9 protein-coding genes and 1 pseudogene are annotated in these 12,959 nt (G+C 35.6%); 4 read left to right on the top strand and 6 right to left on the bottom strand.

Features of this window, described 5'->3' with window-relative positions; translation table 11 throughout:
* Positions 1-26: 26 nt before the first annotated feature.
* Genes rodZ through yfmF form a run of 3 tightly spaced genes read right to left on the bottom strand, consistent with a single transcriptional unit; the run spans position 27 to position 3,426 of the window.
* A complete protein-coding gene (rodZ, locus tag RYK12_RS09530) occupies positions 27-854 on the bottom strand; it encodes a cytoskeleton protein RodZ (RefSeq protein WP_314848710.1) in 828 nt (275 codons plus the stop codon).
* 41 nt (positions 855-895) lie between these two features.
* Positions 896-2,179, bottom strand: a complete 1,284-nt coding sequence (gene yfmH, locus RYK12_RS09525) for an EF-P 5-aminopentanol modification-associated protein YfmH (protein WP_314848708.1) — start codon at positions 2,177-2,179, stop codon at positions 896-898.
* Entirely contained in the window at positions 2,176-3,426 is a 1,251-nt protein-coding gene (yfmF, locus tag RYK12_RS09520; RefSeq protein WP_314848706.1) for an EF-P 5-aminopentanol modification-associated protein YfmF, read from the bottom strand. The genes yfmH and yfmF overlap by 4 nt, the downstream gene beginning before the upstream one ends.
* Positions 3,427-3,584: 158 nt before the next feature.
* Between yfmF and yaaA the strand changes: the two genes are divergently transcribed.
* A complete protein-coding gene (yaaA, locus tag RYK12_RS09515; RefSeq protein ID WP_314848705.1) occupies positions 3,585-3,953 on the top strand; it encodes a S4 domain-containing protein YaaA in 369 nt (122 codons plus the stop codon).
* Between the two features lie 2 nt (positions 3,954-3,955).
* Positions 3,956-5,053: pseudogene (gene recF, locus RYK12_RS09510) on the top strand (DNA replication/repair protein RecF).
* 50 nt (positions 5,054-5,103) lie between these two features.
* Here the strand turns inward: recF and guaB are convergent.
* Together guaB and trpS are read right to left on the bottom strand one after the other, a co-directional pair.
* The gene (guaB, locus tag RYK12_RS09505; RefSeq protein ID WP_000073401.1) at positions 5,104-6,582 is read right to left on the bottom strand and encodes an IMP dehydrogenase; all 1,479 of its coding nucleotides are present in this window, start codon (positions 6,580-6,582) and stop codon (positions 5,104-5,106) included.
* A gap of 151 nt (positions 6,583-6,733) precedes the next feature.
* A complete protein-coding gene (gene trpS / locus RYK12_RS09500; protein WP_314848703.1) occupies positions 6,734-7,759 on the bottom strand; it encodes a tryptophan--tRNA ligase in 1,026 nt (341 codons plus the stop codon).
* A 205-nt stretch (positions 7,760-7,964) separates the two neighbouring features.
* On the opposite strand from trpS, the gene RYK12_RS09495 reads away from it, so the two are divergent.
* Positions 7,965-9,587, top strand: coding sequence for an ATP-binding cassette domain-containing protein (locus RYK12_RS09495; RefSeq protein WP_000958774.1), 1,623 nt, complete (start codon positions 7,965-7,967; stop codon positions 9,585-9,587).
* Positions 9,588-9,648: 61 nt separating this feature from the next.
* Positions 9,649-12,192, top strand: coding sequence for a YfhO family protein (locus RYK12_RS09490; protein WP_314848701.1), 2,544 nt, complete (start codon positions 9,649-9,651; stop codon positions 12,190-12,192).
* 30 nt (positions 12,193-12,222) lie between these two features.
* On the opposite strand, the gene RYK12_RS09485 is transcribed toward RYK12_RS09490, so the two are convergent.
* The coding region (locus tag RYK12_RS09485) for a YhgE/Pip family protein (RefSeq protein WP_314848699.1) at positions 12,223-12,959 on the bottom strand (737 nt) is incomplete at its 5' end.

Genomic DNA, 12,959 nt, shown 5'->3' with positions numbered 1-12,959 from the left:
TTTGTTCTTTTTTCATTCGTTTTTCCTTAATTTTTAGTAAAGGTTACAGTGATTTTTCCAGTCTGAGCTGTTAATTTCGATAAGTCAACAGTCTGATTATCTACTGTTAAAGCGACACCTTTGACAACACCTAAAGTAATGATTACAGAATTTTTAGTTGAAACTGTTGTTTCCGCACTTTTATTATCCGGTGATAAGGTCACGCCACCCTCAAGCTCACTTTCTGAAACACTAACCCAACTTCTAGCATCTGAGACTGATAATTGCAATTTTGCAGTTTCCTTTCTCGTTTTATAAGCAACTTCTACTCTATTTCCTTCACCTGATACACTTATAGCTGGTTCCATATTCGAAGAACTACTAGATGAGCTACTGCTTGAAGACGGAGTTACAGAACTAGTCGAGCTTGTTGCTTGGACCACACTATAACTAGACGCAGATGAACGCTCAGGTTGAGTCTGGAGATAATTCCAAACATAATAAGTCACAAAAATTACAATCGATAGTGCAAAAAGTATAAAATAAAATAAAGGTAAAAATGATGTCTTATTTTTCTTACTTGAACGTCTCCTGCCTGTCAACTCCTCTTCATCAACATCTACTTCCTCATAAGTAATCATGCTCCCAGAATCATAAGCATCCAAGACAATTCGCTCATCTAGCTCAACTGCCCACGCATATTTTCTCAAAAAAGAACGAGTATAAAATGGACTAGGAAGTTGATCAAAATCATCATCTTCCATTGCCTCCAACATATCCAACTGAATTTCTGTTTTTTTGTGTAATTCTTCTAAAGTTAACCCTTGGTTGGTTCTAGCTAAACGTAAAACCTCACCAATTGTTTTTTTCCTCATACTTGTCATTCCTTCTTTCTAGTGTCTATTATGATAGGTTACTACGATGGGAATATTGTAAAATCAACTATGTCCCCTTCATCTATTAAGTGATGTCCAGCATCAAGGACATCCTCTAAAGTAATTTCCTGTAAAATTTTTGGTAAATCAAAAATTGTCTCACCATGTTCAAAAGCATCATATTGCGTTGCAATAAATTCAAGAGAGTTCATGCTACTGAAAAATTCTCCAAACATCTCTCTTTTGATAATATCTAGATGTTCCTCTGTAATATCTAAATCCTTTGTAAAATTACGAATGGCCTTCCTAAACTGATGAGATAAAGCAACTGGCTCTTTTGTGTCCATTGTCAACATAACAAAATGAAAGCGACTTGTTACTTCAACTTCTAGAGATAAGGAAGTGTCAATTTTACCTGATTCATATAGTTTTTGAAAACGATCCGAAGTCCAACCAAACATCATTGCAAACAATAATTTTAATAAAATATGATGTCGATAGCAATCCGCTTCAGCCACTTCTCGCTTACCTCTAATCCCAATCGCTAATTTAGGAGAAGACAATTCCATTCTCATACTGTCTGTTTGCTTTACAGCTTGTAAAACAAACTTCTCTCTTGTTACTTCCTGAACATCTGAATCTTCCAGTTTTTTTCTTTCAAAATAATCTTGTACTCGCTCCACATCAAAATTACCAACTAAAAACAGAAACATGTTTACAGGTTTGTAAAAGTTTGTAAAAGTTTCTTGCAAATTAGTCAGATTGATTCTGGAAATGGACTCCTCACTTCCAACTATATCTGTTGCTAAAGGTGTACCAGGATACAAATTCGCTAAAGTTGAAAAGAATAAACACGAATCTGGATCATCTTGATACATTTCTCGTTCTTGCTGGATAATATCCTGCTCTCTTAAAATGGAATCTTCAGTAAAGTGTGCTGATGTTACCAATTCATCAAGTAAGTCTAAATTTTCTAAAAAATGGGCCGTTGCTGAAAAAAGATAACTTGTTTTTGTAAAGCTTGTAAAGGCATTACTATCTGCACCTAGACTCGTAAAAGCCGACATCAAGTCGCTAGCATCTTCTCTCTCAAATAATTTATGTTCAAGAAAATGAGCAATTCCCGCAGGATATTCTTTTACATCTCCGTCAACTTCTGTGACAAGCGTATCTACCGAACCAAACTGTACAGTTACACTCCCGTAAACCTCTTTAAATTCCTTTTTAGGCAAAAGAGCAACTGTCAATCCATTTGACAAACGAGTTCGATAAACCATTTCTTTTACAGCTGGATAGTATTTTTCTTCAAAAACAACCTTTGTCATTCTATTCCTTCCATAAAGTAAATCGCCTGTAGTTTCACATTATTAGCTACTCTACAAATAGCATCTTTGTCAACTTGCTCGAGTTTTGCAATCCAACCTTTAAAGTCTGCTGAAGATTTTCCAAATAAGGCATTTTGATAAGCACGTTCAATCAATGAACTTTGATTATCTTGAGAAAGTAATAAAGACCGACGAATCATTTCCTTGGTCTGCTCTAACTCAAGCTCTGTAAAATAACCTTTTTTAAAATCAAGCAGTTGATTATTCATCATTTTACGAGCCTGGTTCCGATTTTCTCGATCAATACCAGCATACATCCTCAAAAATCCACTAAATAAATCGAGCTGACTTGAAATAGTATAAGCCAATCCAGCATTTTCACGGACATTTGTAAAGAGTTTAGAGTGAGCAAATCCACCAAGTAAACCATTCATTACAATCATGGGTAAATGTTGCTCATCACCATATTCAGAAGGGCAATGATAGCCTAATTCCAAAATGGATTGTCCCAAATTTTTCCGAACCATACCTTCCTGAAGGATATTGGAATAAGGTTGACAATACTGAACCTTCACATCTCCTTTTCGACCTTTAAAGCTAAATGATTCTAATACATTTTGAATTTCAACCTCATTAAAATCACCTAGGAAAAAGAAATCTATTCGATCATTGACCAAAAATTCTTGGAAACAAGAATAAGAACTCTGTGGAGTTTCAGCTAAAATACGATTTCGTAAATCACTATATTCCAATTGAAGACGTTCATCATGAAAAAATAATTTATCCAATTCTTTATGTGCAAAATAAAAAGAATCATCCATATCAGCTGCTAAACTTGCTAGCAATTGCTTTTTCTCAATTTCAAATAAGGCCGGATCAAACCCATTATCAACTACTACGGGTGAAAAAAGAGTTTCTTTTACAAGTTCCAAAACCTTAGAAGTTAGCACATTTTTCCTACTCAAAAACTCATCACGAACATAGGTAAATGTCAACTCTACAATGTGACTTTGTCCTCTTCTGAAACAATTGGTTGACATATCTGTACCGTATAGACTGGCCAAATGTCTTCTCAAATCTTGAGAAGTTGGATACATCTGATTAGCAGTCTCTAGCATACTCGCACTCAACATGCGACCTGCAATCGTATCGAGAGATAATGGAGCGGTAAAACGTACGGTGATTTTGTTCGTTTTAAACTTTTTTGATTGGATAAAATGTGTTGAAATTCCATGCACTAACTCCATGATTTACCTCCTTATATACAGACTTCTATTATATCACGAAAACCTGAAATTTTCTTGTTCTCTGTAACACTTTTGAAATAAAAATCGCTTACATTACTCCTTGTTTCTCTCACTATTTTTAGGAAAATATGGTATAATACCAAAGATTGAGGTGAATTATGGAATACAAATTATTTGAAGAATTTATTACCCTCCAAGCACTACTCAAAGAACTTGGAATTACACATAGCGGAGGAGCTATCAAATCATTTCTCTCTGAACATTCTGTTTACTTTAATGGGGAATTAGAGAATCGTCGTGGTAAAAAACTTCGTATTGGTGATAAAGTTGACATCCCTGACATGAATATTGACATCTTGTTGACACAACCTACTTCTAAAGAACAGGATGAATACCAAGATGATAAAGTTGAAAAAGAACGAATCGCTAAACTTGTCAAGGAGATGAATAAAGGAGTAAAAAAAGACAACTCTAAACCTACTTCATCACCAAAAAGCAAACAAGCTCCACGATTCCCCGGTAGATAATCATGTGGCTACAATACCTATCTCTCAAAACTTTTCGTAACTACAAAGAGACGAAAATAGACTTTAATCCTAAATTAAATGTCTTTTTAGGACGTAATGCACAAGGTAAAACAAATATGTTAGAGGCTATCTATTTTTTAGCCTTAACCCGCAGTCATCGAACTCGAACAGATAAAAATCTCATTCATTTTGATGAGGAACAACTTCATCTTTCAGGTCTCGTTCAGAAAAAAACTGGATCCATTCCTCTAGAAATCGAACTAACACAAAAAGGCCGTGTGACAAAAGTTAATCACTTAAAACAGGCACGACTTTCAGATTACGTAGGACACATGAATGTTGTCTTATTTGCTCCTGAAGATCTACAACTAATTAAAGGAGCACCTTCAGTTCGACGAAAATTCATTGATATGGAGCTTGGACAAATTAAGCCAATCTATTTATCTGACTTAACCAATTATAACCACATCCTAAAGCAAAGAAACACTTATCTAAAATCAGCTCAAAAAATAGATGAAACCTTCCTTTCAGTATTGGATGATCAGCTAGTCGATTATGGATGTCGTGTAATGAATCACCGCTTAGATTTCATAAAAAAACTAGAATAATTTGGGCGTAAGAAACATTTTGAACTCTCTAATCAGATTGAAGAGTTGTCAATATCTTATCAATCTTCTGTCAAGCCAACTGACAAAGAAGACTTATCCGAATCTTTCAAAATTGCTTTAGAAAAAAGTAGGTCCAGAGATTTATTTAAAAAGAATACTGGTGTTGGTCCTCATCGAGATGATATTTCTTTTTATATAAATGGGATGGATGCTAGCTTTGGAAGTCAAGGTCAACATCGTAGTCTCGTCCTTTCTATAAAATTAGCAGAAATCGAATTAATGGAAAGTATTACTACAGAATCTCCAATATTACTACTTGACGATGTTATGAGCGAACTTGACAACACTAGACAACTAAAATTATTAGAAACGATTTCTCATTCAATCCAAACCTTTATCACAACAACAAGCTTAGATCATCTTCAAAATCTGCCAGAAAATCTAAGTATCTTTACTATTCAGGATGGTAAAGTTATTGTAAATAAAACTTGACAACATTGTAAAAGAACTCCTGTTTTCGTAGGAGTTCTTTTCATTGTTTTTTACATAGAATAATTTGGTGCCTCATTCGTAATTTGTACATCATGAGGATGGCTCTCTTTCAAACCAGCACCAGACATTTCAATAAATTGAGCATTATCGTGTAGTTCTTTAAGGTTAGCTGCACCACAGTAACCCATACCAGAGCGAATACCACCAATCATTTGGAAGACGATATCAGCTGCCGCTCCTTTATAAGCAACACGGCCTTCAATTCCTTCTGGAACAAGTTTGTTTGCTTCATTGACAGAACCTTGGAAATAACGATCGCTTGAACCTTTCTTCATTGCTGCGATTGATCCCATACCACGGTAAGTCTTGAATTTACGTCCTTGGAAGATTTCAGTTTCACCTGGTGCTTCGTCTGTTCCAGCAAACATTGATCCAAGCATAACAGCATTTCCACCTGCAGCAAGGGCTTTTACAATATCTCCAGAATACTTGATTCCACCGTCAGCAATGATCGTTTTACCATATTCACGCGCAACAGCTGCAGCATCATAGATAGCTGTTACTTGTGGAACACCAACACCTGCAATCACACGAGTAGTACAGATAGAACCTGGTCCAATACCAACCTTGACAACATCTACACCTGCTTCGTAAAGTGCGCGCGCTCCCTCAGCAGTAGCAATATTTCCAGCAATCAAAGTACGATCTGGGAAGTGAGCACGAATCTCAGCAATTTTACGCAAGACACCTGCAGAATGACCATGTGCAGTATCAATAACAATCGCATCTGCTCCTGCTTCAAAAAGAGCCTCTGCACGTTCAAATGTATCTGAAGTAACACCTACTGCACCTGCAACTAGTAGACGACCAAACTCATCTTTAGCGGCATTTGGAAACTCAATAACTTTTTCAATATCTTTGATAGTAATCAAACCAGAAAGACGACCTTCTTCATCTACCAACGGAAGTTTTTCAATACGGTGTTCTTGAAGAATGCTCTCAGCTGTTGCAAGATCTGTACCCACAGGAGCAGTAATAAGATTTTCACTGGTCATATGATTTGAGATTGGTTGGTTATAGTCTGAAATAAAACGAAGATCTCGGTTTGTCAAAATACCAACCAATTTACGATTTTCAAGTGTTTCAACAACTGGAACACCACTGATGCGGTAACGACCCATAAGCTCATCTGCTTCAGCAATTGTATGTTCAGGCGTCAAGAAGAACGGATCAATAATAACTCCATTTTCAGAACGTTTTACCTTACGAACCTCGTCTGCTTGTTGAGCAATTGACATGTTTTTATGGATAACTCCGAGACCGCCTGCACGAGCAATAGCAATGGCCATTTGACTCTCTGTAACTGTGTCCATGGCAGCGGTAATAATTGGGATATTTAAAGTCAAATTATCTGCCAATTTAGTTGTTAAATCTGCATCGTTAGGCAACACATGACTTTCAGCTGGAATAAGCAATACATCATCAAAGGTAAAACCTTTTTTCAAAAATTTAGTGTCCCAATTAGACATTCGAAGTTTCCTCTTTTCTTTCTTTTTGAGCTTGACTCTTTTTATATTGTATCTATCATACCATTCTATAAAAATTTGTCAAATGTTACAGGGGTAAATAAAAAACTATCTTTTCTTTGAGATAGAAATGATAGTTTCTTGTAAAATAAACTTATTTGAAGTACTGAAGTCCCATTGCCCCTTTAACCTCAGATAGGGTTTGACCCGCAACTTCACGCGCTCTTTCACTACCTTTTTGAAGCATATTATAAACTTCTCCCATATCCTTAGCAAATTCAATACGGCGCTCACGAATAGGACCTAGTTCACGTTCTAATATTTCAAGTAGATAACGCTTGGTCTTCACATCACCAAGACCACCTCGTTGATAATGTTCTTTCATGTCAGCAATTTCTTGAGCATCTTCTGGACGACCAAAAACATCTAGATAATGGAAAACCATATTTCCTTCAATTTTACCTGGATCCTCAACGCGGATATGATCTGGATCTGTATACATACTCATTACTTTTTTACGCAAAGTATCCGCATCATCAGCTAAATAAATACCATTATTGAGTGATTTAGACATTTTAGCATTTCCATCTAAACCAGGCAAACGCCCTGCTCTCTCGTTTTCTGGATAAATACCTTCTGGCTCTACCAAGACATCACAGTTATATGCATTATTAAACGAACGAACAATTTCACGAGTTTGCTCAATCATTGGTTTCTGATCTGTCCCAACAGGAACATAATTAGCCTTGAAAGCTGTGATATCAGCTGCTTGAGCAATTGGATAGACCAAGAAGCCTGTCGGAATACTTTCTCCAAAGCCTTTCTGAGCAATCTCTGTTTTTACTGTCGGATTTCGTTCCAAACGAGCTAATGAAACTAGATTCATATAATACATAGACAACTCAGCCAACTCTGGAATCTGACTTTGAATAAAGATAGTCGATTTACTTGGATCTAATCCAACTGCAAGATAATCCAAAGCAACATTTCCGATAGACTCTACAATTGTTTGAGGATCTTTAGCATGATCTGTCAAAGCTTGTTGGTCAGCCAAGAACACAAACATATCATACTTATCCTCTTCCTGTAACAATACTCGATTTTTGAGACTTCCAACATAATGTCCAATATGCAATTTTCCTGTTGGACGGTCTCCTGTTAAAATAATGGGTTTAGTCATTTTATTCTCCTTCGATATGGTCCCTTCAATTATAGCATTTTTTTAATAAAATAACCGTAATTTATCAAAATAAATCAGTCTTGCCAGTTACAGATTTGTGTAAAGGATGCTGTAAATATAGTTTACACAAAATTGACAAATAAAAATTTGAATATTTCCGTATTTTCTAGTAGAATAAATATATTACACATATAGGAGAAAAACATTGCTTACAGTATCTGATGTTTCACTACGTTTTAGTGATCGCAAACTTTTTGATGATGTCAATATCAAATTTACAGAAGGAAATACTTACGGATTAATTGGTGCTAATGGTGCCGGAAAATCTACCTTTTTAAAAATTTTAGCTGGAGATATCGAACCTACTACTGGTCACATCTCTCTTGGTCCAGATGAACGTCTCTCTGTTCTTCGTCAAAATCACTTTGACTATGAAGATGAACGTGCCATTGATGTCGTTATCATGGGAAATGAAAAACTTTATAGCATCATGAAAGAGAAAGATGCCATCTACATGAAGGAAGATTTCTCAGACGAAGATGGAGTGCGTGCTGCCGAACTTGAAGGAGAGTTTGCCGAGCTTGGAGGATGGGAAGCAGAAAGTGAAGCCTCTCAACTCCTTCAAAACCTAAATATCCCAGAAGAATTGCACTATCAAAATATGAGCGAATTGGCCAACGGTGAAAAAGTAAAGGTTCTCCTCGCCAAAGCACTTTTTGGTAAACCAGATGTTCTTCTTTTGGACGAGCCTACCAACGGTTTGGACATCCAATCGATTACTTGGTTAGAAGACTTCTTGATTGACTTTGATAACACCGTTATCGTAGTATCCCACGACCGTCACTTCTTAAACAAAGTATGTACTCACATGGCCGACCTTGACTTTGGAAAAATCAAACTCTATGTCGGAAACTACGACTTCTGGAAGGAATCTTCTGAACTCGCTGCTAAATTGCTAGCAGACCGTAATGCTAAAGCAGAAGAAAAAATTAAGCAATTGCAAGAGTTCGTTGCTCGTTTCTCTGCTAATGCTTCTAAATCAAGACAAGCAACATCACGTAAGAAAATGCTTGATAAGATTGAACTTGAAGAAATTGTACCATCTAGTCGTAAATATCCATTTATTAACTTTAAAGCGGAACGTGAGATTGGTAATGATCTCTTGACAGTAGAAAATCTAACTGTAAAGATTGATGGTGAGACTATTTTAGATAATATCAGCTTTATCTTGCGTCCAGGTGATAAGACAGCGCTTATTGGACAAAATGACATCCAAACGACTGCATTAATTCGTGCAATCATGGGGGACATTGACTACGAAGGAACTGTCAAGTGGGGAGTAACTACTAGCCGTTCTTACTTGCCAAAAGATAACTCGGCAGATTTTGCAGGAGGAGAGTCAATCCTTGACTGGTTGCGTCAATTCGCAAGTAAAGAAGAAGATGACAATACTTTCCTACGTGGCTTCCTCGGCCGTATGCTCTTCTCTGGAGATGAAGTTAACAAACCTGTAAATGTCTTGTCAGGGGGAGAAAAAGTGCGTGTTATGCTTTCAAAACTCATGCTCTTGAAATCAAATGTCCTTGTACTTGATGATCCAACGAATCACTTGGACTTGGAATCTATTTCAAGCTTGAATGATGGATTGAAAAACTTTAAAGAATCAATCATCTTTGCCAGCCATGACCACGAGTTTATTCAAACTCTAGCTAACCATATCATTGTCTTGTCTAAAAATGGCGTCATTGACCGTATCGATGAAACCTATGATGAATTCCTAGAGAATGCAGAAGTACAAGCAAAAGTTAAAGAACTTTGGAAAGACTAAATAAAACTTCAAAACTCAGTTGGGTTAACCAGCTGAGTTTTCTAACATTTTATGAGGTAACATGAAATTATTTTTTAAAACATATTGGACCTATTTTGTTTCTTCCATCATTCCCATAATTATTATGATAGGAGTATATCTATCTCAAGGTATCTACTGGAATAGCGATACATCTCCACTATTAGGAGATGGGTTTCATCAATACGTTATTTTTGATATAGCTCTAAGAAATATCCTACACGGAAATGGTAGTTTGTTCTACACCTTTACAAGTGGCCTCGGATTGAATTTCTATGCCCTATCTAGTTATTACTTGGGTAGTTTCCTTTCACCACTAGTTTACTTTTTTGATCTAACTAATATGCCAGATGCTGTCTATCTGACAACTCTCTTAAAATTTGGATTGATTGGACTGTCAACTTACTTTAGTTTAAATAAATTATTTCAATCGATTCCTAAGCCTTTAAAACTAGCTTTATCTACTTCCTATGCTCTGATGAGTTTCACTGTCAGTCAATTAGAGATAAAAACCTGGCTAGATGTTTTTATCTTGATTCCTTTAATTATAACTGGTTTACATCTACTGATAACTGAAAAGAAATTCCTATTGTACTTTACAAGTCTGTCAATCTTATTTATCCAAAACTATTATTTTGGCTATATGACAGCATTGTTTCTTATTTTCTGGTATCTCTGTCAAATTTCTTGGGACTTTAAAACCCGAAAATCATCTTTTCTTGATTTTGTTGTGACCTCCTTTTTAGCTGGTATGGCTAGTTTGATTCTGACTCTTCCTACTCTGTTTGATTTACAGACACATGGGGAAAAATTGACTGAAATTACAAAGTTTAAAACTGAAAGTAGCTGGTATCTTGATCTCTTTGCTAAGCAATTCATTGGTTCCTTTGATACAACAAAGTATGGGGCCATCCCAATGATTTTTGTTGGACTACTTCCCTTTATTTTGACCATTTTATTTTTTACGCTGAAATCTATTAAGTTTCACGTGAAACTTATCTATGCAATTTTCTTTGCATTTCTAATTGCCAGCTTTTATATTGAAGTTCTTGATTTATTTTGGCAAGGCATGCATACTCCAAACATGTTTTTACATCGCTATGCTTGGATTTTCTCTACCTTGTTAATTTACACAGCAGCGGAAGTCTTAAATCGTCTGAAAGAAATTAAAATCTGGAATTTTTTAGTTTCGCTTTTTCTTATAGTAACAGGATTTTTAGCTACCATCTATCTAAAATCGCATTATTCTTTTTTAACAGATTTGAATATTCTGCTTACTCTTGAATTTTTGGTTGTCTATTCACTTTTACTCCTTGCAGTTCTCAAAAAGTTTATCTCTGTAAATCTATTTGCCATTCTAATCTCTTTATTTATAATGGTTGAAATGAGTTTAAATGCTTCATCTCAAATAGACGGAATTGCTAAGGAATGGGGATTTGCTTCTCGAAGTGCTTATAATAGAGATATCCCAGCTATGGAATCTTTCTCAACATATATTGGAAATCAATTTACCCGTACTGAGAAACTACAAACTCAGACAGGAAATGACAGTATGAAATTCAACTACAATGGAATCTCTCAATTTTCATCTGTTCGAAATCGTTCAGCAAGCTCTACTTTGGATAAACTTGGGTTTAAATCCTCTGGGACTAATCTCAATCTCCGCTATGCCAATAATAGTATTTTGGCTGATAGTTTATTTGGTATCCAGTACAATATCTCAGACAGTCCTATTGATAAGTATGGTTTTAAAGATATATATCAAAAAGATAATCTTACCCTATATGAAAATCAATACTCTCTTCCGATTGCATTTGCTAGTCAATCTGTTTACAATGATGTCAAGTTCAATGAACACACTTTGGATAATCAGGCCTTGTTTTTAAATCAACTTGCTAACGTCAATTTTGATTATTTTTCTCCAATACCTTATGAAAAAACTGAAAATACTGATGATTTGATTAGTGTTACAAATTCTTCAAATGAGGATGCAGCAATCCAGTATCAAATTGAGATTCCCGAAAACAGTCAAGTTTATCTTTCTTTCACAAACCTTTACTTTTCTAATGACAAACAAAAAAAGGTTGACATCCTTGTAAATGGAGAAAAGAAAACTTTTACAACTGATAATGCCTTCTCCTTCTTTAATCTAGGCTATACTAAAGAGAAAAAAACTTTCAATATTCATGTTAGTTTCCCTGGAAATTCACAAGTATCATTTGAATCTCCTACCTTCTATCGTTTAGATACACAAACTTTAACTGAGGCAATTCAAAAAATTAAAGGACAGCCTGTAACAGTCTCAACTTCTAAAAACAAGGTTTTTGCTACATATGATGTCCAACAAGATACATCTATTTTTTTCACCATTCCTTATGACAAAGGTTGGTCTGCCTACCAAGATGGTAAGAAAATAGAAATTAAACAAGCTCAAACTGGATTTATGAAAGTTGATGTTCACAAGAGGAAAGGAACTATTACACTTTCCTTCATTCCCAATGGTTTTATTACTGGAGCAATATGTTCCTTTACTTCTCTCTTACTATTTGGAATCTATAATCACAGACGAAAGTCATCTAAGGCATAAAAAAATCGACCAGTTAATCGGTCGATTTTTTTAATCTTCTTCCATTTTCTTAGGTTGATAGGCTAGCATACCTAAACCAATAAATAGTATTAGTATCACAGAAAGGAAAATGACTTGTTGATGAATATTTCCTGTCATAGAGATTGTTTGTCGTAATCCAGAAACTGAATAACTCATTGGTAACCAAGGATTAATGGCTCTAAAGAAATCATTTGTCAAAGCAAGTGGATAAGTACCTGCACTTGATGCTAACTGTAATAAAAGCAAAATAAGAGAGAAGAAAGCTCCTATACGGCTATTCCATGTTGTTAAAGTGGTCACCATGGACATGAATACTAAACTTGTTAGGATAATGAGAATAAATGTTCTCATTTCATGATTAGCAGTTAAACCAATAAGATGAACTCCTCCATATACCAAAATTCCTGCCAAAACAGCTATAATACCATTTATTTCAGCCCGAGATTTCAACCAAGCCCAACGGCTCTCAGGATGACGTCCTGAAGGTAGCTTCGCAAAGATCATATTCGTTGATATTGCTGCAACAAAGAGAGCAACTGATATCATATAAGGAGCCATTGCAATTCCATTTACAGGAACTTGATCATTGTCTGTTTTTGAAAGACTGAGTGGATTTGACAAAATCTCTGCATTTTTAGATTCCGTTGATGCTGATTTAAGTTGATCTCTAGCATTACTTAATCCTTGTCCCAAAGAAGCAACTCCTGTCTGTAAACCTTCCAATCCAGAAGTTAACTTTGTTCCAC

The sequence above is a fragment of the uncultured Streptococcus sp. genome (genome assembly GCF_963518475.1).
Classification (GTDB): domain Bacteria; phylum Bacillota; class Bacilli; order Lactobacillales; family Streptococcaceae; genus Streptococcus.
The sequence above is the reverse complement of the archived record's forward strand: the minus strand, read 5'-3'. Positions and strand labels throughout refer to the sequence as shown.